This window comes from Mesorhizobium sp. BHbdii (assembly GCF_053848045.1).
This window is the reverse complement of sequence record NZ_JBSPKX010000001.1, coordinates 2,250,264-2,272,824: the sequence shown is the minus strand read 5'-3', so window position 1 is coordinate 2,272,824 and position 22,561 is coordinate 2,250,264. Positions and strand designations below refer to the sequence as shown.

Below are 22,561 nucleotides of genomic sequence, written 5' to 3'. Positions count from 1 at the left end.
CGCTGCGCATTTTTGGGCGACATGCACTAAAGATCCGTCAGGAACTTGGCGAACGTCATCGATCCTTCGGGCCACGGCCCGAAGCCGGAATCGGCATTGAGATGGCCGGCATCGCCGGCATCGATGAACAGTGAGCCCCAGGCGCCGGCAATGTCCTCGGCCACCTCGAACGTGCAGAACGGGTCGTTGCGGCTGGCGATCACCACCGAAGGAAATGCCAGCGGCTCGCGCGGATAGGGACCGAAGGTCATCAGGTGCCTTGGTTTTATCCTAGGATTGGCGACGTCGGGCGGCGCCACGAAGAAGGCTCCGGCGACCCGGCGCTGGAACTGCGGCATTGCCTGGACTACGGCGGCGACGCCCAGCGAATGCGCGACGAAAACGACCGGCCGTTCGGCCTCGTTGACCGCCTTCGCCACGCTCGCCGTCCAGTCTTCGCGCACCGGCTTCGACCATTCCGCCTGCTCGACACGGCGCGCCGTCGACAATTTCGACTGCCAGCGGCTCTGCCAATGGTCGGGGCCGGAATTGGTGTAGCCCGGCACGATGAGAATGTCTGCATCCCTGACTTTCATGGCGCGCATGTAGCGAGCGACACGGTTTCGTGCAACCGCGATTATCGGTGCGATTGCCCACAATTGTGAACACCATGTTCGCTTCTTGCCGCCTTGTGTGAACGATCGCGATCGACGATCTGTCGTCAGGAAAAGAAACAGTCGTGTAAGGAAACCAGGATTTTGGGACTGACACGACGTACAATGATCGGTGGCACAGGGGTCCTGGCTTTGGGGATCTCGTCGAGGGCCGCCCGAACGGAGATTTTGATGAGCGAACTGCCTTTTGCCGCCACGACCCCGGTCAGCGTTGCCCGCGTCGGGTTGCGCGCGCGAAATGCCGAAAGCCTGGCCGCTTACTATCGCAACGCCGTCGGTCTGCGGGAACTGAGCCGCGCCGGCGGCGCGATCACGCTCGGCGCCGCCAATCGTCCCTTGCTCGACATTGAGGCGGATGCAGCGGCGAAACCCGACGATCCGCGCAGCGCCGGCCTCTTCCACACGGCTTTCCTGCTGCCCAGCCGGGCTGATCTCGGTCGCTGGATCAATCATGCCATCGCCAACAAGATCGACATCGAAGGCGCGTCGGACCATCTGGTCAGCGAGGCGCTTTACCTGACCGACCCGGAAGGCAACGGTATCGAAATCTATGCCGACCGCCGCCATGAGGACTGGAAATGGAATGGCGACAAGGTGGCGATGGCGACCGAACGGATGAATATCCCCTCTGTCGTCGCAGAAGTGCCGGCCGGCGATGCCGGCTGGCAGGGCATGCCGGACAACAGCATCATCGGCCACGTCCACCTGCGCGTCGGTCGGCCGGAAGATGCTGAGACGTGGTGGCACCAGGAGTTCGGCTTCGATACGGTGGCGAAATATGGCGGTGCGGCGGTGTTCCTGTCGTCAGGCGGCTACCACCACCACATCGGCGCCAATGCGTGGCAGAGCGCCGGCGCCGGTCGTCGCGATCCGTCCCGGTCCGGCCTGGCCTGGGTCGAAATGCGTTCGGACAACGTGACCGATGCAACGACCCGCGAGGATCCATGGGGCACGGTGATCAGGACCGTTCCCGGCAAGGCCTGAGCGTTTCGGAAGCCTGTTAGAGCCGGGCCTTTTCCAGCAGGCGGCCGAGCATGAGCAGGCCCGCCGGCCAAAGGCCGAGGTGGGTCTCGTTTCCCATATGGCCGAGATCGCCGGCATCGGCGAGGTCCGCGCCCCAGGCAGCGGCGAAGGCCGTTGCCTGGTCGAAGGTGACGCGCGGATCGGTGCGGCTTGCCACCACCAAGGTCGGAAATGGCAAGCGTTTCAGCGGCATCGGCGCAAATGGACGAACAAGGTCGAAGGAAGGATCAGGATTCTCGACATTGGTTGCGGCAACCAGCAATGCGCCCGCAACCTTGTTGAGTTGGCTTTCGCTGGCGCCGGCCGCCCACTTCACTGCCGTCGCCACCGCCAGCGAGTGCGCAAGCAGCACCACGCGCCGAGGTGCTGCGGCAATCGCTGCGTCCACCCGGCCGATCCAGTCCTCAGGGTTGGGCCTGTCCCATTCGGCCTGCAGCACGCGGCTAGAATTGGGGAACGCCCGGCACCAATGCGACATCCAGTGATCTGGCCCGGAATTGCCGCGGCCCGGCAGGGCGAGAAAATCGAAATCTCCGGCCGCCGAAATCATCACGCTTCTCCGAACACGCGCTTGAAGATCGTGTCGACTTGTTTGGTATGATAGTCCAAGTCGAATTTCTCGCGGATCTCGGCTTCGGGCAAGGCTGCGGTGACCTCTTTGTCAGCCAAAAGTTCGTCAAGGAAATCAGCACTCTGCTCCCACACTTTCATGGCGTTTCTCTGCACCAGCCGGTAGGCGTCCTCACGGCTGACACCGGCCTGGGTCAGCGCCAGTAGCACACGCTGCGAATGCACGAGGCCGCGGAACTTGTTCATGTTCTTCAGCATGTTGTCGGGATAGACGAGCAATCTGTCGATGACACTGGTCAGCCGCGACAGCGCAAAATCGAGCGTCACGGTCGCATCCGGGCCGATCATGCGCTCGACCGACGAATGCGAGATATCGCGCTCGTGCCAGAGCGCCACGTTCTCCATCGCCGGTAGCGCGAAGGAACGCACCATGCGCGCAAGCCCGGTGAGGTTTTCGGCAAGCACCGGGTTACGCTTGTGCGGCATCGCCGACGAGCCTTTCTGTCCGGGCGAAAAATACTCTTCCGCCTCCAGCACCTCGGTGCGCTGCAGATGGCGGATCTCGATCGCCAGCCGTTCGATCGACGATGCGATGACACCGAGTGTCGCGAAGAACATCGCGTGGCGGTCGCGCGGGATCACCTGCGTCGACACCGGCTCCGGCTTCAATCCAAGTTTCTTCGCCACATGCTCTTCGACATAGGGATCGATGTTGGCGAAAGTGCCGACAGCACCTGATATGGCGCACGTCGCAATATCCTCACGCGCGTGCACCAGCCGCTCGCGGCAGCGCGAGAATTCGGCATAGGCCTGCGCCAGCTTGACGCCGAAGGTGGTCGGCTCGGCATGGATGCCGTGGCTGCGGCCGATGGTGATTGTGTCCTTGTGTTCGAAAGCGCGACGCTTGAGCGCCGCAAGCAGACCGTCGATGTCGGCCAGAAGGATGTCGCTGGCGCGGGTGAGCTGCACGGCAAAGCAGGTGTCGAGAACGTCCGAGGAGGTCATGCCCTGATGGATGAAGCGGGCATCCGGCCCGACGAATTCACTAAGATGAGTGAGGAAGGCGATGACGTCGTGCTTGGTGACACGCTCGATCTCGTCGATGGCATCGACGTCGAACTTCGCGGCACCGCCCTTTTCCCAGATGGTTTTGGCGGCCTCCTTCGGGATGACGCCGAGCTCGGCCAGTGCATCGCAAGCGTAGGCCTCAATCTCGAACCAGATGCGGAATCGGGTTTCAGGCGACCAGATGGCCACCATTTCCGGCCGGGAGTAGCGAGGGATCATCCGTCAGTCCTGACTTGCGAGGGCGTTCGCCCGCGTCCTAACAGAGACAGACAAAATCCTCAACGCTGCTGCCGCGCAAACCAGATGCTGGCGAGAGCCAGCGCGATGAAACCGAGCGGAAAATAAAGCCGAATGCCCAGAACGATGAATTGATAGAACGCCGTCGCCATTGTGTGCACGAACTGGATGGACCAGGCGATGGTCAGTGCAGGTTCATGCCACTGGGCATAGTAGGAACGGTATTGCAGCGCAAAGAGCCCGCCAGTGAAGCCGATCGTGGCGGCAAGAAGGCAGACAAACGCGGCCGCCAAGGCAACTTGCCAATGCCGTCCGAGCGAGACGAGCCGCGCCAGGAACAGGCCAACCGGAAAGGCGAGCGCACCGCCGGCCGCATAGAGCAGCGAGACGAAGCGGATCTTTGCCGGGGTCTCCCAGTCGTCCAACAGCAGATTGACAAGCGCGCTGGCGCCCATCGCTGCGGCCCACGGCAGGGCGCCGCAAACCGCGACGCCCGGCGATGGCAAAGCGTTGCGGATACGATCCAGGCGGTTGTGTAAGGCGGGGAGCGGCGTCACAGCCGGCCGGTCACCGCGATCCAGCGATAGTCCGGCCCTTCGAAGCCGTACTGGCGCACCGCGATCAGCACGGCATAGGCGCTGAGGCTTTGCAAGGAAAATGTCTGCACCGCGCCGATCCGATAGCCGTTCGGGCAGCCTCTGCTTTTGGGGATCGACTTGTCCTCGTGCAGAAGCTCAGTCTTGCCGCCGTCTTTCGCTTCGATGCGCAGCAAGCGAAAGCCGTTGATCTCGCCCAGGCTCTGGCAGTTTTCGGTATCGTTCATACCGATCTCGTCGAGCCGGAACTCGAGCGGATCATCGACCGGCGAAAAGATCGGTTGCGGGTTGACTACCATGCGGAACGGATCGGCCGAAAGTTCGGTCACCGGGTTGAAGCCGGCCGAGATGCCGCGATTCGCGGTCAATTCCGCCTGCTTGATAATGGCTTCGCCTTTCTGCCGGGCTGCAAGGCGCGCTGCGTCAAGCGTTGCGTTCTCGTCGTCAAGCCGCACTCTGATCGGTGTGCCCTTGAGAAAACTGTCGTCGGCTGTGTTGATGTAATAGCGATTGGCATAGGGAAATCCCGATCCGTCCTGGACGCCATACTCCTCGAAGGCGAAGGCGCCGCCATCACTAGTGAAGCCAAGGATTTCAAGCTCGGCGACATCGCCGGCATGCGCGTCGAGCGAAGTTGCAAACTGGGCGAGGAGGGAAACGGCAAACAGGACAAGGATTTGCATCGGATTTCCGTTTGAGCAGCCGGCGTTGTTTCGATCACTATCACGACGTCGTCAAAACGTCGCGCCTCTGAGACACAAGCCGATGCATCCAATCGCGTTCTCATTTGTTTATGTCGGCAGCTTCAAATGGAGAACCCACAATGACCGGTGCAGCCAGCATTCGCGAACATATGGAAGTGATCGGCGCCGACGGCGTCCATGTCGGCACCGTCGACAAAGTTGAGGGACAACGAATCAAGCTGACCAAGCGCGACAGCGGCGAGGGCGCTCACAGGGGGCATCACCACTATATCCCGCTCAGCCTCGTAGCCGAAGTCGAGGGCCAGAAAGTGCGGCTGTCGGCAAATTCGGATGTTGCGGTCACATTCGAGGAGGAAAAATCCGACCCCACCTGATCACGACATTTGATTACGGTCCATTTGATTACGGCATTCAGCGCGACGACCAGACCGGAAACAGGTCGCCGTCGGCTGGCGTCGCGGCAAAGACGCCACGGCTGATGGCGCGCGCCATGGTGGCGCCGGCCGCGGCGTAAAGCTCGATGGCGTCGTTGGGCGCGAGCTCGATGCCGCTCTCGCCGGTCGCCAGCGCGAAAACCAGATCGCCGTCGGCCGGCGTGTGTGTTGGCCAAATGGCGCGCACGAAGCCGTCATGCGCTGATATCGCCAGGCGTTTGGCGGCGGCCTTGGTGAGGACGGCGTCCGTGGCGATGACGGCGATGGTCGTGTTGCCGCCGACCTCCGTCCGTTTCCCGATACGCTTGTCGCGAAACTTCAGCAGGATCGTTTTCGCGTTCTCCGGCATAGGCGAGGGATAACCAAGCCCGCCGAACTCGCCGCCGATCTCGAAGGGCGCCGCCCAGAAGTGGCGGGTTTGGGCGATCGTCACCGAGCCGGTCGGATTGACGGCGGCGAGCGCACCGATGGTGACGCCGCTGTCGAGCACCGTCGAGGCCGAGCCGAGGCCGCCCTTGAGGCCGGAACTCAACGCACCGGTGCCCGCGCCGACCGTGCCCAGCGCAAAGTCGAGGCCGACAGCCTGTGCCGCCTCATAGCCGAGATCGCGGTAGGGCGGATAGCGGCCCCAATCCTTGTCGCCGCCATTGCGCAGGTCGAACAGGATCGCCGCCGGCACGATCGGCACGCGAAAGCCGCCGACCTCGACACCGATGCCCCTTTCACGCAGTGCCGCCTGTACGCCGGAGGCGGCGTCGAGACCGAAGGCCGAACCACCCGAAAGCACCACAGCATGGATCGCCTCGATCGAATTGTGCGGCTCGAGCAGGTCGGTCTCGCGGGTGCCCGGCGCACCGCCCAGGATCTGGACACCGGCCACCGCAGGTACGTCGCAGACGATGGTGGTCACCCCGGACCTCAGCCTCACATCGGAAGCGTTGCCGACGCGCAGGCCGGCGACATCGGTGATGAGATTGCGCGGCCCTGTCCGAAACATCATTTGGCCTCCGCCGGCGCGAAATTTGCGCCGTTGAAACGGAAGACCCGATAGAGGTTTTCGGTCAAGTCGCCCTTGCCGTCAAAGCGGATCGGTCCGATCGCGGTGCTGAAGTCGCGCGCGGTGAGCGCATCGGCCAGTGGATTGCCGGAGGTTTCCGCCAGGGCCGTCGCCGCCTCGGCGATCTCGACCGCCGCATAGGCCGGCAGCATGTAACCCTCCGGCACGATCTTTTGCGCGGCAAAGCTGTCGAGCACCTTGGGGGCGGCGACATCATCCCATTCGGGCGGTGCGATCATCAGCGTGCCCGTGGCATAAGGCACGTCGCCGGGCGGGGTGCGGAGCGCCTCGCCGCCGGCAAAGGTGATGCCGGCATCGAGCTGGCCGGCGTCGCGGCCCATGATGGCGATGTCTTCGCCGTCGCCCCCGGCGAACACATGCGTTGCGCCGGCTTTCCTCAGCCGCCCGACCAGCCCGATCTGGTTGTCGAGCTGAGGCCGGAATGTGTCGACGAACACCGGTTTCAGCGCCGCCTGATCGGCTGCCGCCCGAAGCGTCTCAGCGATTTCGCGGCCGTAAATCGTACCGTCGTCGACGATGGCGAACAGTTCGTTCTGCCAGCGGCGGGTCAGATTGGAGGCGACGGCGTTGCGCTCGTCATCGCCGCGCGGCCCAAGCCGAAAGATCGGCCAACCGGTCTTGGCGCGCCGGTCGGTCAGACTTTCGGTGCGCACGCCGACGGTGATGACCGGTATGTTGGCGTCCTTCAGGATCGGCAGTGCCGCCTCGATCGCCTCGGTGCAGAGGAAGCCGACGACCGCGCCGACTTTCGCCGCAACGAATTCTCTCGCTGCGGCAGCCCCACCATCGGCCGTACATGCGTCATCGACAACCTTGAGCTGGGCATCGTTCGCTTCCGCTGCCAGGCCAGCACCCGCCTCGATCTGCCTGCCGAGGATCGCCGAGGGCCCCGACAGTGGTGCTGCGACACCGACCAGCAGCTTCTCAGCGTTCGCATCGCCGGCGAGAGACAGCCAGGCCAGCACCGCTATTGTCGTTGTCGTGCCTATTGTCCGGGGTCGCATGCGTGCGAAGAATTCCTCCGCGCCGGTCGCGTGTTGCCGGCGCCACTTCCTGCCAAGACCTAAAGGCTGGTCAGCTTTCACGCAACACGCGAAATTCAGGATGCATGTCAACCACTTCGCTTGTGGCATGCAATATGCCGCCATATATAACGCTGGGTTCACCTCGCTTCAAACCAATGGAAATCGCCGGTGCTGAAGAAGAACGACATAGGGCCGCAGGCCTATCGCGACGCGATGAGCCATTTTGCCGGCCACGTCCATGTGGTTACCACCGATGGCCCCGCCGGCCGGCGCGGTGCGACCGTGATTGCAGCCTGTTCGGTCTCGGACACGCCGCCGACCATCCTGGTTTGTCTCAATCGCGAAAATCCCAAGAACGAGCCGTTCGTGAAGAACGGCAAGTTCGCCTTGAACACGCTGGCTTCGGACCAGGAGGCGCTGTCGGTCGGCTTTTCCGGTCTCACCGGCCTGCCTGTCGGGGAACGTTTCGCGTTGGGCGATTGGGACGTGATCTCGACCGGTGCGCCGACGCTGAAGGGCGCGCTCGCCGTGTTCGACTGTGAACTGATCGACACCAAGGATCTGGCCACCCACCGTGTGCTTTTTGGCAAGGTGACAGGCCTGCGCACCGGCGATAATTTGCGGCCGCTGATCTATCACGACCGCGGCTATCACGCTCTGTAGAGGCTCTGGATGGCTGCACCCACGGAGAGAGAATGACCGAGTTGAAATCGCGCCCCGCGCCGGCGACGATCGACGAGACGCTCGATCTGCTGACCGGCGCGGACTATGTGGCGGACCGGTCTTTGGCGACCGTCCTGTTCTTATCGCTGCGCATGAGGCGGCCGCTGTTTCTCGAGGGCGAGGCCGGCGTCGGCAAGACCGAGATCGCCAAGGTGCTGGCGCAAGCGCTTGGCCGCCGGCTGATCCGCCTGCAATGCTATGAAGGCCTGGACGTCTCCTCCGCCGTCTACGAGTGGAATTACGCCGCGCAGATGATCGAGATCCGCATGGAGGAGGCGGCCGGCAAGGTCGACCGCTCCGACATGGAGCGTAACGTTTTTTCCGAAAAGTACCTGATCCGCCGCCCGGTGCTCGACGCGCTGACCGGCAAGGCGGGCGGCGCCCCGGTCTTCCTTATCGACGAGCTAGACCGCACTGACGAGGCCTTCGAGGCGTTCCTGCTCGAAATCCTCTCCGATTTCCAGGTGACTGTTCCCGAACTCGGCACGATCAAGGCCGAGGAGCCGCCGATCGTCATCATCACCACCAACCGCACCCGCGAGATCCACGACGCGCTGAAGCGGCGCTGCCTCTATCACTGGGTCGATTATCCGAATGCCGAGCGCGAACTGGAGATCGTGCGTAGGAAAGTACCGCAGGCCAACAGCCGGCTGTCGGCAGAGGTGGTTTCGTTCATCCAGAAGCTGCGCCAGATCGAGCTGTTCAAGGTGCCGGGGGTTGCCGAGACCATCGACTGGGCCGGCGCGCTGACCGAACTCGACAAGGTGGCGCTCGATCCGGAAACCGTTTCCGACACGATCGGCGTGCTGTTGAAATACCAGGACGACATTGCCCGTGTAGAACAGGGCGAAGGCCGGCGCATCCTCAACGAGGTGAAGGCCGAGCTTTCGGCGGCGGAGTAGGGCGATGGCAACGCCGCGTCGCGAACCGAAAGAGGCCACGCCGGACGGGCGGATCGCCGACAACATCGTGTATTTCGCCCGCACCTTGCGCAAGGCCGGCATGCGGGTCGGCCCGGCCTCGGTCAAGGACGCGATCGAGGCGGTGCTGGCCGCCGGCATCGGTTCCCGCGACGATTTCTACTGGACGCTGCACGCTGTCCTCGTCTCGCGGCACGAGGACCACCCAACCTTTGACGAGACGTTCCGGCTGTTCTGGAAATCGCACGAGCTGATCGAAAAGATGCTGGCGATTTTTTCTCCGGTGGCGCCTGATATCAGAGAGAAGCAGAAGCCGCGTGCTGCGGAAAACCGCGTCAGCCAGGCAATGTTCGAGGGCCACCAGAAGAACCAGCCGGCGCAAGAAATCCCCGAGATCGAGGTCGATGCCCGCTTCACATGTTCCGGCAACGAGGTGCTGAGGGGCAAGGACTTTGCCCAGATGAACGCCGCCGAGATGGCCGACGCCAAGAAGGCGATCACCGCGTTGCGGCTGCCCTTCGACATGGTCAGGACACGGCGTTTCAAATCCGACGCGCATGGCCGACGTATCGATCCGCGCGCCATGATGCGCTCGGCCGCGCGGACAGGCGGCGAACTGATCCTGCCAAGATTCCGGTCACCGCGCGAGGTTCACCCGCCGCTGGTCGTGCTTGCCGATATTTCCGGTTCGATGAGCCAGTACACGCGCATCTTTCTGCATTTCCTGCATGCGCTGACCGAAAAGCGCCGACGCGTGCATGCCTTTGTCTTCGGCACCAGGCTGACAAATCTGACGCGGCAGATGCGCCATCGCGATCCTGACGCAGCACTCGCCGATTGCTCGGCTGCGGTGATGGACTGGTCGGGCGGCACCCGCATCGGCGATACGCTGGCGGAATTCAACCGGCTGTGGTCGCGGCGCGTGCTGGGCCAGGGCGCGGTGGTGCTGCTGATCACCGACGGGCTGGAGCGCGACGACATCGCCGGCCTGTCGGAGGAAATGGAGCGCCTGCACAAATCCTGCCGGCGGTTGATCTGGCTGAACCCGCTGCTGCGCTTCGACGGTTTCGAGGCCCGTGCCCGCGGTGTCAAGGCGATGCTGCCGCATGTCGACGAGTTCCGCTCGGTACACAATCTCGATGCGCTCGCTGATCTCTGCGAGTCGCTGGACAAGAATTCGGCGCGCTTGGTCGACCCACGCAGATGGATTGAAGGTGGCGCGTGAAGCGCCGCATAGCCATATGTTTTCTCCGGGAGCAACGGTGATGGAAAACAGTATCTATCTCGATGAGGCGCGCGATCCGCTGATCATCGCCGAAGGCTGGATGAAGGACGGCAAGGATGTCGCCATTGCCACCGTGGTCGAGACCTGGGGCTCGGCGCCGCGTCCGGTCGGCAGCCATCTTGTCATCGACGCGGAAGGCAACTTCCACGGCTCCGTCTCTGGCGGCTGCGTCGAAGGCGCGGTGGTCACCGAGGCAATCGATGTCATCGACAGCGGCAAGGCAAAGATGCTGGAGTTCGGTGTCGCCGATGAGACCGCCTGGCAGGTTGGCTTGTCCTGCGGAGGCCGCATCAAAGTCTATGTCGAGCGGTTGGGTTAGGCCGGGCACGATGGATCCTTATGCGCTGAAGACGCTGAACGCCGAACGCCGCGCCCGCCGCGCGGCGATCCTGGTCACCGATCTAGGCGACGGCCGCGACCGCATCGTGCGCGAGGGCGACCAGGTCGCCGGCGATCTGGGCGCTGCGATCTCCAAGGCGTTTCGATCAGGCAGTTCCGGGTCGGTCGAGGCGGAGGGCCGAACTTTCTTCCTCAACGCCTATCTGCCGCAGCCGCGCCTGTTGGTGATCGGCGCCGTTCATATCAGCCAGGCACTGGCGCCGATGGCCAAGATCGCCGGCTTTCCCGTCGAGATCGTCGATCCGCGCACGGCGTTTGCCACCGCAGACCGCTTTCCCGATGTCGCGCTGCATGCCGAATGGCCCGAGGATGTTTTGAAGCGCCAGCCGCTCGACAGCTATACGGCGTTGGCAGCCGTCACCCATGACCCGAAGATCGATGACTTCGCGCTGAAGGCGGCGCTCGACGCCAACTGCTTCTATGTCGGGGCGCTCGGCAGCCGCAAGACCCATGCGAAGCGCGTCGAGCGCCTGCTGGCATTGGGCGCGACCGCCGACCAGATCGCCCGCATTCACGCGCCGATCGGCCTCGACATCGGCGCAGCGAGCCCGGCCGAGATCGCCGTCGCGGTGCTGGCGCAGGCGATCCAGGCCTTTCGCTCGCGTGGCCTCGAAGCCTCCGCATCGGCCCAAAGATCGGAATCGATTTTGGAGAAGCACAATGCGTAGATTCAAAGTAGTAGAGCGTCCTTTGCGCGTCCAAGAGGACGCGCGGCGCTCTACGGACGCGGCGGCGTGAAATTCGGCCCGATCCCGATCGACACGGCCGAGGGCGCGGTGCTGGCGCATGCCACCACGGTCGGAGAACGGCGCTTCCGCAAGGCGCATCGGCTGAGCGCCGATGATGTATCTTTGCTCAAGGCGGCAGGGATTTCGGAGGTTGTCGCGGCTGTTCTTGCTCCCGACGATTTGAGCGAGGACGCTGCCGCCGAAAAGATCGCCGAAAGCATGATCCATCGCAACATCGAGGCCAAGCCCGCCGCGACCGGCCGGGTCAACCTGCACGCCGAGGCGGGCGGCATCTTCACTGTCGACGCGGCGATGATCGACGCCATAAACGCCGTCGACCCGACCATCACCATCGCCACGCTGGCGCAGCACGCACCGGTCGAAAAGGGCCAGATGGTGGCGACCGTGAAGATCATTCCCTTCGCGGTCGACTCCGTGCTGGTCGATGCGGTGGCAAGGATCTGCGCCGGCAGCGAGATCTTCGCCGTGAATGCCTATCAGCCGGTGCGTGTCGGCGTCATCCAGACGGTTCTGCCCGGTATCAAGCCGAACGTGCTCGACAAGACGTTGCGTGTCACCGAAGCCCGCCTGGCGCGCTCAGGCGGCCGGCTGACGGCGGAGCGCCGCACGCCGCATGAAGTTGGTCCCGTTGCGGAAGCTGCGGCCTCGCTGGCGCGCGACAACGACATGGTGGTGATCTTCGGCGCTTCGGCGATGAGCGATTTTGGCGACGTCGTCCCGGCGGCGATCGAGAAGGCCGGCGGCATCATCATCCGCGCCGGCATGCCGGTCGATCCCGGTAATCTGCTGGTGCTCGGCACACTTGGCGGCAAGCACGTCATCGGTGCGCCCGGCTGCGCCCGCAGCCCCAAGGAGAACGGCTTCGACTGGGTTCTCGACAGGTTGATTGCCGGTCTCGACGTGACGGCCAAGGATATTGCCGGCATGGGTGTCGGCGGTCTGTTGATGGAAATCCCGACGCGGCCGCAGCCGCGCGAGCCGTTGCCGGCCAGGGCCGAGTTGAAAGTCGATGTCGTGCTGCTGGCCGCCGGTCGCTCCAGCCGCATGGGCGGCCCGAACAAGCTGCTGGCGCTGTTCGACGCCAAGCCGCTGGTGCGCCGCACCGCCGAGCGCGCGCTCGGTTCGAAAGCTTCGGGCATCATCGTTGTCACCGGCCATCAGCGCGAACGCGTACACGCCGCATTGTCGGGCCTGGATGTGACCTTCGCCGATAATCCGGATTTCACCGAGGGCCTGTCTTCGTCCCTGAAGGCCGGCATCGCCCGGGTTGCCGGCGATGCCGCCGGCGCCATGATCATGCTCGGCGACATGCCTGGCGTCTCGTCGGCCGACGTCGACAGGCTGATTGACGCATTCCGCAAGTCCGAGGGCCAATCGGTCGTACGCGCCTCGCATGAGGGTAAGCGAGGTAACCCGGTGCTGCTGCCGCGCTCGCTGTTTGCGGCGATAGCTCATCTCGAAGGCGATACCGGCGCGCGCCATCTGGTCGAGGCCGAGGGGCTCGATGTTGTCGATGTCGAGATCGGCAAGGCGGCTTCGATAGACGTCGACACCCGCGAGGCGCTGGAAGGCGCCGGCGGCGTGCTGCAGGATTGACAAACCGAAGCCGAAAAACGATGCCTTTGGCATGGCTTTCCGTTTACCCCTTCTGATCTCGACGTTTCTTTTGTTTTCGGGTTTGGCGCATGGCCAAACGCTGCCGCTAAAGCCCTTCAAGGATGATCTGTTTGCCTATCCGGGCACGCTCTCATCCAAGAACAACGGCGCGTATACAGTCGTCGACTATCGCGAGCTGCGCGATATCAACGCCCGCGACAAAGTGCCGGAGCGCCGCGCGCAGGCGCAGTATGTCGACACCGGTGTGCGTAACGTGCAGCGGGATCTGTCGCTGAAGACCGATGCCGGAAATATCCGCCACGTCGGCGTCGGCCGCACGCAAGGTGCTGCCATCATAGTGCTCTATCTGCACGGGCAGGGCGGCAGCCGCAAGCAGGGCGTCGACGACTTCACCTTCGGCGGCAATTTCAACCGCATCAAGAACCTGATGGCCGGCAATGGCGGCCTCTATCTGTCGCCGGACTTTTCCGATTTCGGCGACACCGGGGCGGCCCAGATCGCCGCGCTGATCGGCCATTATGCCCAGCAGTCGCCGGGCGCGAAGATCTTCGTTGCCTGCGGCTCGATGGGCGGCGCACTGTGCTGGAAGCTTGCTGCCCGCAAGGATATGGGCGGCCGCATCGACGGGTTGCTGCTGCTCGGTTCGCTGTGGGATGAAAGTTTCTTCTCGAGCCCGGGATTTAGGCGCCGTGTCCCGGTCTTCTTCGGCCACGGCAGCAAGGATCCGGTATTTCCGGTGGCAAAACAGGAAGCCTTCTTCCGTTCGATCCTGGCCAAATCGAAAACCTATCCGGCCCGCTTTGTTCGTTTCGAGACCGGCACGCACGGCACGCCGATCCGCATGACCGACTGGCGCGGCACGCTCAATTGGATGCTGTCGAAGGCGCCCTAATGCATGTCGCCCAAAAGTGTGTAGCGGTTTTGGGACAACGACATGCATCAAGAAAAAACTTGAAGCGCGCTTTCAAGGCGCGGTGTTGTAGTCCACCACCGTCTGCGGGTTGATCTCGCCGTCGTAGGAGGCGTCGACATCGTACTGCACCAGCGAGAAATTGCCGTTGCGAAAAAGATATGTCCCGGCTGATGAGGCATCGCCGACGCCGCGCCACTTGTTGAGGGACGAGATCGTCTTGGTGGCGTCGTCAAATTCGGAATTGACCAACTGATCGTCGGTCTGGAAGCCGGTGACGTTCATCGCCTCGACCCTGCCTTCGCTATCGTTGTTCTCATAGTGGATATCGAGTTCCGGCGAGGCGAACTGCAGCTGCCGGACGCCGGATACCTCGTCGTAGACATAGTAGACGGCACTCTCATTGTAGGCAGCCATGGAGCAGAAGAATCGGAACAGCCGCGTCTCGCGTTCGGGCTCGTCGGCCGCGGCGCCCGCATCCTTGTAGCGGAGGGAGTAGGCGTCCGGCTCTCCCAAAGGCTCGCCGCCAGGCATCTCCTTGTCGCATTGTTCGCCATAGGTGGCCGCAAACGCCTCCTTGGCCTGCTCCAGCGCCGCATCCTTCTTCGGCGGCGGCGGTCCGTCGCCGCAGCTTTCCGGCACAGCATTCTCGAAATCGGCCTTCGCCGGTTTCAGCGCGCCCTTGTCGATGAAGATCGGGCGAAATGGCGGTTCCTGGATCGAGGCGTTGACCTGGCGCAGCGTGTAGCAGCCGGCAAAGACATTTTCGCTGCCGTCCTTAGCTGTCGCCCGGATGGCGACCGGAACGCTGTAGTAGATGCTGCCGGCAGCACCGTCTTCGGACACGGCACCGGTTTTGACTTCGACGGCGTTGGTGCCGTCATAGCCCTTTACGAAGGCGTCGAAATCCTTGGCCGGCTTGGTGTCGCCGAAATAATCCCAGGCGCGCGCGAATTCTTGCCGGTTGATGGCGCTATAGAGCGAGCGGATGACCGCTTCGGCGTCCGACCTGTCGTCGACATAGGGCGCATCGGCGGCGAGCACTGGCTGGCCTGACACGGTAAAGGAGAAAATGGCGGTCGCTGCGAAAAGGGCGCTTCTCATCGGGAATCTCCACCTGATGCGAAATCCTATCATACCGATTGCGGCGACGTGGTGACGCTTGAAGAATCGCCCGCGGAGGCGTTAGGTCCCGCCGTCGGCGTCCCGCCGGATAGGAGAATCACGTGACCATATCGATGTACGAAGCGGCCGTGCCGGTGTTTTCGGCCAGGTTGAAGGCGCTATCCAACGTGCTGGATATCGCCGAGCAGAATGCGCTTGACCGCAAGATCGACCCGCAGGTGTTTTTGACGTCGAGGCTGGCGCCGGACATGTATGCGTTGACCAGGCAGGTACAGATCGCCACCGATCACGCCAAGGGCGCGCCATCGCGGCTTGCCGGTCGCGAGGTGCCCAAATACGAAGACAACGAGGCGAGCTTTGCCGATCTCCAGGCGCGCATCGCCAAGACCGTCGACCATCTGGCGACATTCTCGGCTGCCGATATGGACGGCTCGGATGACAGGGTGCTCGAGTTGAAGCTTGGCCAGCGCGAATTCTCGATGACGGGCATGCAGTATCTGCTGCATCTCGCCATGCCCAATTTTTATTTCCACGTGACCACCGCCTACGACATCCTGCGCCACAATGGCGTGCCGTTAAGCAAGGCGACTTTCATGGGGTCGCGTTGAAGAATGGCGGTGAGCCGGAATGTCGTGCGACCTGACTAGCGTGAGGACATTTCGCGGGCGACGCGCGGGAAGTCGGCTGGTTTGGTGCCGATATCCGCACGGTCGGCATTGCTCATCGAATGAAGCAGCGCCAGCGCCGCGCGGTAGCGCAGATGTTCCTGCGGACGCGGACGGGCGAACATTTCAGTGAGGAAACCCATGATTCAAGCCCTGGTTGGTCCTCCCGAGTCCCAAATATAGTCAACTCATGACAATTGTGCAGTGCAGCATTTGCATGGCAGCTATGCCGCACCGAATTTCTTGACCACAATCGACTTCGGCGGTGAAACTCCCGGCGCGGGCTGACCGTATAGCTGAATGCCGGCACAGGGCCGGTTTTTCCTCGCCATTCCTGGCGGAATTCCGGACTGGATGAAAATCCAGTCCGGCTTTTTACCTACTTGCGCCTTGCGTTCACTGGATCTCGCGGAAAAGTGCTAGCCGATTTGCGGCGGGCTTGGAGACAGCCCGCGCCTTCCTGTATGCTGCGGCTTCCTCCCCGCGCAGCAGCGCTAAGAATTTCCCGCCGGAGAAAGTTCCATGCACAAACGCCGCCTCGGTCGGACCGATCTTCTTGTTTCCCAGATCTGCTTGGGTTCGATGACCTGGGGCCAGCAGAACACCGAAGCGGATGGCCACGCCCAGATGGACCTGGCCTTTTCGCGCGGCGTCAACTTCATCGACACTGCCGAGCTCTACCCGATCCCGCCCAAGGCGGAGACGCAGGGCTGGACCGAGAAGATCATCGGCAGCTGGTTGAAAGCGAAGCGCAATCGCGATCGAGTGATCCTCGCCTCGAAAGTGGTTGGCCGCACCGCAAATGCATGGTTCCGCGGCGGGCGCCCGTCGAAGCTGGTGCGCGCCGACATCTTCGATGCCGTCGAAAAGTCGCTGACCAGGCTCAACACCGATTATTTCGATCTCTATCAGATCCATTGGCCGGAGCGGGACGTGCCTTGGGGCGCCAACCCGAACCGCGTCGGTGCCGTGCCGCTGCGAGCCGATTCCGTCGGCGCACAGGCTGGCGAGACGCCGATCACCGAGACACTCGCCGTCTTCGACGAACTGGTGAAGGCTGGAAAAATCCGCCATTTCGGTCTGTCGAACGAGAGCTCCTGGGGCGTCATGCGGTTCATCGCCGAAGCTGACAAGGGCCTCGGTCCACGCCTGGTGTCGCTGCAAAACGCCTATAATCTCGTCAACCGCAGCTTCGAGGTGAATCTCGCCGAAGTCTGCGAGCGCGAACAGGTTTCGTTTTTGCCCTATTCGCCGTTGGCGCAGGGCTATCTCACCGGCAAGTACGATCATGGCGCGCGGCCGCAAGGCTCACGCTCGCAGCTCTTCAATCGGGGCCAGCGCTATGAGACGCCCAACGCCGCGGAAGCGCAGCTTGAGTACAACGAGCTGGCGCGCTCTTTCGGCATGGAGCCGGCATTGTTTGCCAACGCCTATGTCACGAGCCGGCCTTTCGTCACCTCGAGCATCATCGGCGCGACGACCATTTCGCAACTCGAAATGGCGCTGTCTTGCGCCGATGTCGTCTGGACCGAGGACATGCAGAAGGCGGTCGATGCAATCCACCAGCGTGTCGGCAACCCGTGTCCGTGAGCAATACGGCCGGTAGCGAAGTTATCAAATGATTACAATGGGAAGGGGCAGAAATGGATTTTCCGATCGATGCCGTGCGCGAGAAATTTCCGGCCCTGTCGCTGACCGACAAGGGCCGTCGCCGCATCTATCTCGACAACCCTGCCGGCACGCAGGTGCCGCAGGCGGTTGCCGACGCGGTGTCACGCTGCCTGCTGACCACCAACGCCAATCTCGGCGGCTTTTTCGAAACCACGACCGCGTCCCAACAGATCGTCGATGACGCCCATGCGGCGATGGCCGATTTCCTGGGTGCTGCAAGCCCGCAGGAAATCATCATCGGCGCCAATATGACGACGCTGACCTATCACATATCGCGCACGCTCGGTCGCACGATGAAACCGGGCGACGAAATCATCCTCACCCGCATGGATCACGAGGGCAACGTATCGCCGTGGCTGCAGCTGGCCGAAGACCTTGGCTTTGTCGTGCGCTGGCTGCCTTTCGACGAGCAGAGCTGGCAGATCGAGGAGGCGGCGCTTGCTGCGCTGCTCACCGACAGGACCCGGCTCGTCGCTTTGAACTACGCCAGCAATCTGACCGGCTCGATTAACCGGGCGAAGGCGCTGACCGGCATTGCCAAGCAGGCCGGCGCCCTGGTCTATGTCGACGCCGTTCAGTTCGCGCCGCACGGCCTGATCGACGTCAGGGATATCGGCTGTGATTTCCTGATCTGCTCGGCCTATAAATTCTTCGGGCCGCATATGGGTATATTGTGGGGCAGGCTTGATGTCATCGAGAGACTGAAACCGTACAAATGCCGCTGTTCGTCCAATGCTCTGCCGGAGCGGTTCGAACTCGGCACGCCGCAGATCGAGCTGATGGCCGGACTGACGGCCGCGGTCGATTACTTTGCGGAACTCGGCGCGGCGGCAGGCGATGGCGGCTCGCGCCGCGCCAGGATCGCCAAGGCCTTCGAAAGATCAATAGCTTATGAGAACCCGCTGGCGCAAAGGCTGATCGACGGCCTGTCGGCTATGTCAAGCCTGACCATCCATGGCATTACCGATCCGGCGCGTGTCGGGGAGCGCGTCCCGACGGTCTCCTTCACCGTCGACGGCATCGTGCCGGAGACGATCGTACGGCAGATGAATGCGGAAAACATCTTCCTGTGGTCCGGCCACAACTATGCCTGGGAAATCGTCCACCAGCTCGGCATTCCGCCCGAACAGGGCGTCGTGCGCATCGGCATCGCCCACTACAATACGGCGGCCGAAATCGACGAGACACTGGAGAGCGTGCATCGCGTCATCGCGATGCTGCGACAGGAGCGATCTTGATCCGACATCACCGCCTCTTGCTGCCGCCGAAGCCGGTGAGGAAGGCAGTAAGATTGTCGCCGAGCTCGTCGCAGAGATAGCCGCCCTCCTGCACGATGACCGTCGGCAGGCCGAGGCCGGCGATAGCCTCGCCGATGCGCGAGAAGCCCGGTGTCGTTACCGACAGTCCGCCGAACGGATCGCCTTCGAAGGCGTCGAGGCCGAGCGCCACCACAAGCGCTTCCGGCGCAAAGGCGCGGATACGCTGGAAAGCCACATCCAGCGCGTCGAGGAATGCGGCGTCGCCGGATTTGCGCGCCAGCGGCAGGTTGAAATTGTAGCCGAGGCCGGCCCCTTCGCCACGTTCGTCGGCATGACCCCAGAAGAACGGGTAGAAGCGCACCGGATCGGCATGCAGCGAGACGGTGAGCACGTCCGGTCGCGCATAGAAAATGCCTTGCGTGCCGTTGCCGTGATGCAGATCGACGTCGAGGATTGCCACCCGCGCCGCACTCTTGCGGAGCGTCTGTGCCGCGACCGCTGAATTGTTGATGAAACAGAAGCCGCCGGCGACATCGGCAAAGGCGTGGTGGCCGGGCGGACGGCAGAGCGCATAGGCAGCCGGTGCGCCTGACATCACGGCCTCAGCGGCCTCGACCGCGCTCCAAGCGCTCCACAGCGCGCTCTGCCAGGTCTCGCTTGAGATCGGGCAAGCGGTGTCGGCCATGTGATAGCCGGCCTGGCCGACCGCTGAGGCCGGATAGGAGCCGCCCCGCGCGATCGGATGGATGTTGGGGATCACTTCCGCCGAAGCGCCTTCGATGCGCTGCCAGCGCACAAAGATGTGCTCGAGAAAATCGAGATATTCGGGCGTATGCACCGCCGCAACCGGTCCTGGCCCGTGATCTCTCGGCCGTTCGATCGTGCAGCCGGCGGCCCTTGCGCCGGCGAGCAGCCGTTCGACGCGTTCCGGCTTTTCCGGATTGGGTTTCTGCGCACCGCTGGAGAGGAATGCCTTGGGATCATGGCGCTTCTGTTCCGAGGCATAAAAGGCTTTCATCTTGGCTCCTCATCCGGCGCATCGGCGAAGGCAAAGAACGCGTCGCCGGCGATCTTCTGCACCTGCTCGTAGCTCGACCAGGCAATGCCCAGTCTTTCGTAAAAGGCTTTGGCGGTTTCATTGTCGGTGTCGACGGACAGTCTGAGGTAGACGCCGCCGTCCTCCCGGCATTCTCGCGCGGCACGGCGCAGCAGGCGTTCGCCGATCCTGCGGCCGCGAAACCGGTCCTCGACATAGAGGTCCTGCACATAGACGCCGGGCCGGCCCATCCAGGTCGAGAAGATCGGGAAATGCAGGCACAGGCCGGCGAACTCGCCGCCGACTTCCGCAATCAGCGTCGAGAAGGCAGGGTTTTCGCCAAAGCCGTAGGTGCGAAGGTCGTCGGCCGTAGAAGTGATTTCCTCGGGCGCGCCGATATGGGCGCCAAGCCGCAGGATCGCGGCATGGATGGTTTCGACGTCCTCAACGGTGCCGGGCCGGATGCGAATGTCTTTTGACGCTGGGTTGATCACGGCCGCATCTCAGAACGCCACCCGGTCGCCGCCCTTGAGTGCCAGCATCTCACGCGCCTCAGCGGGCGAGGCGACGTCCAGCGACAGCCCGTCGAGCACGCTGCGGATACGGCGCACCTGGTCGGCATTGGACTTTGCCAGCTGGCGGCCGTCGTAGAGGCTATCCTCCAGCCCAATGCGGACATTGCCGCCCATCGCTGCCGCAATCGAGATCATCGGCATCTGGTGGCGGCCGGCGGCCAGCACCGAAAACTGATAGCTGTCGCCGAACAGTTTGTCGGCGATACGCTTCATATGGACCAAATTGTCGGGATCGGCGCCGATACCGCCCAATATGCCGAACACGAACTGGATGAACAGAGGTCCTGACACCAGCCCCCGGTCGCGAAAATGCGCTAAAGAATAGAGGTGGCCGACATCATAGCATTCGAATTCGAAACGTGTGCCGCAGCCCTTTCCAAGTCTTTCGAGCACGGTCTCCATGTCGGCAAAGGTGTTCTTGAAGATCGTGTCACGTGTCGCTTCAAGCAGCTTGGGCTCCCACTCGTGATGCCACTCCCTTGGCCGGTCGAGCATCGGGAACAGCGCGAAATTCATCGAGCCCATATTGAGCGAGCACATCTCGGGCTCGGCCCTGAGCGGTGCGGCCAGCCGCTGGTCGAGCGTCATCAGCGACGAGCCGCCGGTGGTGATGTTGATCACCGCTGATGTCGCCTGCTTGATGCGCGGCAGGAACTGCATGAACACATCAGGATCGGCGGTTGGCCGCCCGTCACTGGGATCGCGGGCGTGAAGATGCAAGATCGAGGCGCCGGCTTCGGCGGCGGCAATAGCCTCTGCGGCGATCTGGTCCGGCGTCACCGGCAGGTGCGGCGACATTGACGGCGTGTGCACCGACCCGGTGACGGCGCAGGTGACGATGACTTTTCGCGGCGCCATTTCAGCCTTCCACCGGCAGGTTGAGCTCGCCGGCCAGCACCTGCAGCGAGTCGCCGATGATGGCGACGATTTCGCCGATCTGTTCCTTGGTAATGATCATCGGAGGTGCCACCATGAAATTGTCGCCGTCGAAGCCGCCCTTGACCTTTCGCCCATAGATGATCAGGCCGCGCTCATAGGCGAGGTCGAGCAGCCGCTGGGTGGCCTTCTTCGCCGGTGCGATCGGCCCCAGCGTATCGGGGTCGGCGACCATCTCGGCACCTAGGAGCAGGCCCTTGCCGCGCACGTCGGCGATGAACGGAAACCGCTTGGCCAACCCCTTCAGCTTGGCCATCAAAAGATCGCCCATGTCAGCTGCATTGGCGATCAGGCCGAGACGATCCATCTCGCTAAGCACGGCGAGCCCGGCGGCGCAGGCGAGCGGATTGCCGGCATAGGTATGGCCGTGCTGGAAGCCGCCGGAGGCGAGCAGCGGCTGCACCAGCCGCATCGGTGCCGCCAGCGCGCCGAGCGGCGCATAGCCCGAGCCCAGCCCCTTCGACAGCGCGACGATGTCGGGCTTGCAGTTCCAATGGTCGCCACCGAGGAATTTTCCGGTGCGGCCGGCACCGCTCATCACTTCATCATGGATGAGCAGGATGCTGTAGCGGTCGCAGATTTCGCGGATGCGCGGATAATAGCTGTCCGGCGCGACCAGCGCCGCGGTGGCAGCGCCGCCGACCGGCTCCATGATGAAGGCGAGCACGCTTTCCGGCCCTTCGGCGAGGATCTTCTCCTCCAGCATGTCGGCGTAGCGGATGCCGCGCTGCTCCATCGAGAGATTGTCGCGGTCGCGCCAGGCGGCCGGCGCCGGCACTGTCGGCATGACCTGCATCATCGGTATGAAGGTTTCGGCCAAGGCGTCGTCGCCGGTGACGGATAGCGAACCAAGCGTGCCGCCATGATAGGAGGGAAAGCGGGTGATCACCTTCCAGCGCTTGGGCTGGCCTGTCGCCACTGCCCACTGCCGCGCGAGCTTGATGCAGGATTCCGTCGCTTCCGAGCCGCCCGAGACGAAAAAAATGCGGTCCATGCCTTCGGGAAGTTTTCCGGCCAATAGCCGCGCGAGCTCCTCGGCCGGCTCGTTCTCGAAATGCAGCCGGTAGGCGAAGGTTGCGCGGTCCATCTGCCGCTTCATCGCATCGAGCACGTTGCGGTTGGAATGACCGATATTGGCGACCATCGGTCCGCTCGATCCGTCGATGAAGCGGCGGCCATCCTGCGTCCAGATGTAGATGCCTTCGGCGCGGTCGACCAGCGGCCGGCGCAGACTGGACAGATAGAACAGATGCGATGGCGGGCGCGTCTCGGTGTCCGGGGCAGGGGTTTGGGACTTCAGCAT

Annotated in this window: 25 protein-coding genes; 12 read left to right on the top strand and 13 right to left on the bottom strand. The window is 63.1% G+C overall.

Features of this window, described 5'->3' with window-relative positions; all coding sequences use genetic code 11:
- Positions 1–26: 26 nt before the first annotated feature.
- A complete protein-coding gene (locus tag ACWTU8_RS11090) occupies positions 27–575 on the bottom strand; it encodes an RBBP9/YdeN family alpha/beta hydrolase (protein WP_455848436.1) in 549 nt (182 codons plus the stop codon).
- 249 nt (positions 576–824) lie between these two features.
- Between ACWTU8_RS11090 and ACWTU8_RS11085 the strand changes: the two genes are divergently transcribed.
- Positions 825–1,637 (top strand): VOC family protein, encoded by an 813-nt coding sequence (locus ACWTU8_RS11085; RefSeq protein WP_455848101.1) that lies wholly within the window; start codon positions 825–827, stop codon positions 1,635–1,637.
- Between the two features lie 16 nt (positions 1,638–1,653).
- On the opposite strand, the gene ACWTU8_RS11080 is transcribed toward ACWTU8_RS11085, so the two are convergent.
- Genes ACWTU8_RS11080 through ACWTU8_RS11065 form a run of 4 tightly spaced genes read right to left on the bottom strand, consistent with a single transcriptional unit; the run spans position 1,654 to position 4,830 of the window.
- The gene (locus ACWTU8_RS11080) at positions 1,654–2,226 is read right to left on the bottom strand and encodes an RBBP9/YdeN family alpha/beta hydrolase (RefSeq protein WP_455848100.1); all 573 of its coding nucleotides are present in this window, start codon (positions 2,224–2,226) and stop codon (positions 1,654–1,656) included.
- Entirely contained in the window at positions 2,226–3,533 is a 1,308-nt protein-coding gene (gene purB / locus ACWTU8_RS11075) for an adenylosuccinate lyase (RefSeq protein ID WP_455848099.1), read from the bottom strand. The genes ACWTU8_RS11080 and purB overlap by 1 nt, the downstream gene beginning before the upstream one ends.
- 59 nt (positions 3,534–3,592) lie before the next feature.
- Complete coding sequence (locus ACWTU8_RS11070; RefSeq protein WP_455848098.1) at positions 3,593–4,108, bottom strand: hypothetical protein; 516 nt, start codon at positions 4,106–4,108, stop codon at positions 3,593–3,595.
- Entirely contained in the window at positions 4,105–4,830 is a 726-nt protein-coding gene (locus ACWTU8_RS11065) for a DUF2259 domain-containing protein (protein ID WP_455848097.1), read from the bottom strand. Before ACWTU8_RS11065 ends, ACWTU8_RS11070 begins: the two co-directional genes overlap by 4 nt.
- A 140-nt stretch (positions 4,831–4,970) precedes the next feature.
- Here ACWTU8_RS11065 and ACWTU8_RS11060 point away from each other — a divergent pair, with 140 nt between their 5' ends.
- Positions 4,971–5,225: a DUF2171 domain-containing protein gene (locus ACWTU8_RS11060; RefSeq protein WP_455848096.1), complete on the top strand. Its 255-nt coding sequence runs from the start codon at positions 4,971–4,973 to the stop codon at positions 5,223–5,225.
- 37 nt (positions 5,226–5,262) lie between these two features.
- On the opposite strand, the gene ACWTU8_RS11055 is transcribed toward ACWTU8_RS11060, so the two are convergent.
- A complete protein-coding gene (locus ACWTU8_RS11055; protein ID WP_455848435.1) occupies positions 5,263–6,282 on the bottom strand; it encodes a P1 family peptidase in 1,020 nt (339 codons plus the stop codon).
- Positions 6,282–7,367 carry a branched-chain amino acid ABC transporter substrate-binding protein gene (locus tag ACWTU8_RS11050; RefSeq protein WP_455848095.1) on the bottom strand — a complete coding sequence of 362 codons (1,086 nt, stop codon included), beginning with the start codon at positions 7,365–7,367 and terminating at the stop codon, positions 6,282–6,284. Before ACWTU8_RS11050 ends, ACWTU8_RS11055 begins: the two co-directional genes overlap by 1 nt.
- A gap of 189 nt (positions 7,368–7,556) precedes the next feature.
- Between ACWTU8_RS11050 and ACWTU8_RS11045 the strand changes: the two genes are divergently transcribed.
- The 7 genes from ACWTU8_RS11045 (at position 7,557) to ACWTU8_RS11015 (ending at position 13,973) form a co-directional block, all read left to right on the top strand.
- Positions 7,557–8,051, top strand: coding sequence for a flavin reductase (locus ACWTU8_RS11045; RefSeq protein ID WP_455848094.1), 495 nt, complete (start codon positions 7,557–7,559; stop codon positions 8,049–8,051).
- Between the two features lie 32 nt (positions 8,052–8,083).
- Positions 8,084–9,013, top strand: a complete 930-nt coding sequence (locus ACWTU8_RS11040; RefSeq protein WP_455848093.1) for an AAA family ATPase — start codon at positions 8,084–8,086, stop codon at positions 9,011–9,013.
- Positions 9,014–9,017: 4 nt separating this feature from the next.
- A complete protein-coding gene (locus ACWTU8_RS11035) occupies positions 9,018–10,256 on the top strand; it encodes a vWA domain-containing protein (RefSeq protein ID WP_455848092.1) in 1,239 nt (412 codons plus the stop codon).
- A 40-nt stretch (positions 10,257–10,296) separates the two neighbouring features.
- Positions 10,297–10,635: an XdhC family protein gene (locus tag ACWTU8_RS11030; RefSeq protein WP_065008152.1), complete on the top strand. Its 339-nt coding sequence runs from the start codon at positions 10,297–10,299 to the stop codon at positions 10,633–10,635.
- A gap of 10 nt (positions 10,636–10,645) precedes the next feature.
- The gene (locus ACWTU8_RS11025) at positions 10,646–11,383 is read left to right on the top strand and encodes an XdhC family protein (RefSeq protein ID WP_455848091.1); all 738 of its coding nucleotides are present in this window, start codon (positions 10,646–10,648) and stop codon (positions 11,381–11,383) included.
- Between the two features lie 66 nt (positions 11,384–11,449).
- The gene (locus ACWTU8_RS11020; protein ID WP_455848090.1) at positions 11,450–13,060 is read left to right on the top strand and encodes an NTP transferase domain-containing protein; all 1,611 of its coding nucleotides are present in this window, start codon (positions 11,450–11,452) and stop codon (positions 13,058–13,060) included.
- Between the two features lie 31 nt (positions 13,061–13,091).
- Entirely contained in the window at positions 13,092–13,973 is an 882-nt protein-coding gene (locus tag ACWTU8_RS11015) for an alpha/beta hydrolase (RefSeq protein ID WP_455848089.1), read from the top strand.
- A gap of 72 nt (positions 13,974–14,045) precedes the next feature.
- Here the strand turns inward: ACWTU8_RS11015 and ACWTU8_RS11010 are convergent, their stop codons facing one another.
- The gene (locus tag ACWTU8_RS11010; RefSeq protein WP_455848088.1) at positions 14,046–15,095 is read right to left on the bottom strand and encodes a DUF1176 domain-containing protein; all 1,050 of its coding nucleotides are present in this window, start codon (positions 15,093–15,095) and stop codon (positions 14,046–14,048) included.
- Positions 15,096–15,217: 122 nt separating this feature from the next.
- Here ACWTU8_RS11010 and ACWTU8_RS11005 point away from each other — a divergent pair, with 122 nt between their 5' ends.
- Positions 15,218–15,724, top strand: coding sequence for a DUF1993 domain-containing protein (locus ACWTU8_RS11005; protein ID WP_065008156.1), 507 nt, complete (start codon positions 15,218–15,220; stop codon positions 15,722–15,724).
- Between the two features lie 35 nt (positions 15,725–15,759).
- Here ACWTU8_RS11005 and ACWTU8_RS11000 read toward each other — a convergent pair whose 3' ends face one another.
- A complete protein-coding gene (locus ACWTU8_RS11000) occupies positions 15,760–15,924 on the bottom strand; it encodes a hypothetical protein (protein ID WP_455848087.1) in 165 nt (54 codons plus the stop codon).
- A gap of 379 nt (positions 15,925–16,303) precedes the next feature.
- Between ACWTU8_RS11000 and ACWTU8_RS10995 the strand changes: the two genes are divergently transcribed.
- Together ACWTU8_RS10995 and ACWTU8_RS10990 are read left to right on the top strand one after the other, a co-directional pair.
- Entirely contained in the window at positions 16,304–17,371 is a 1,068-nt protein-coding gene (locus ACWTU8_RS10995) for an aldo/keto reductase (protein ID WP_455848086.1), read from the top strand.
- A gap of 53 nt (positions 17,372–17,424) precedes the next feature.
- Positions 17,425–18,690, top strand: coding sequence for a cysteine desulfurase-like protein (locus tag ACWTU8_RS10990; RefSeq protein ID WP_455848085.1), 1,266 nt, complete (start codon positions 17,425–17,427; stop codon positions 18,688–18,690).
- A 7-nt stretch (positions 18,691–18,697) separates the two neighbouring features.
- Here ACWTU8_RS10990 and ACWTU8_RS10985 read toward each other — a convergent pair whose 3' ends face one another.
- The 4 genes from ACWTU8_RS10985 to ACWTU8_RS10970 are packed head-to-tail and all read right to left on the bottom strand — an operon-like array spanning position 18,698 to position 22,561.
- A complete protein-coding gene (locus ACWTU8_RS10985; RefSeq protein ID WP_455848084.1) occupies positions 18,698–19,729 on the bottom strand; it encodes a histone deacetylase family protein in 1,032 nt (343 codons plus the stop codon).
- Complete coding sequence (locus ACWTU8_RS10980; RefSeq protein ID WP_455848434.1) at positions 19,726–20,238, bottom strand: N-acetyltransferase family protein; 513 nt, start codon at positions 20,236–20,238, stop codon at positions 19,726–19,728. Before ACWTU8_RS10980 ends, ACWTU8_RS10985 begins: the two co-directional genes overlap by 4 nt.
- A gap of 12 nt (positions 20,239–20,250) precedes the next feature.
- The gene (locus tag ACWTU8_RS10975; protein WP_455848083.1) at positions 20,251–21,180 is read right to left on the bottom strand and encodes a 3-keto-5-aminohexanoate cleavage protein; all 930 of its coding nucleotides are present in this window, start codon (positions 21,178–21,180) and stop codon (positions 20,251–20,253) included.
- Between the two features lies 1 nt (position 21,181).
- Positions 21,182–22,561 (bottom strand): aminotransferase family protein, encoded by a 1,380-nt coding sequence (locus ACWTU8_RS10970; protein ID WP_455848082.1) that lies wholly within the window; start codon positions 22,559–22,561, stop codon positions 21,182–21,184.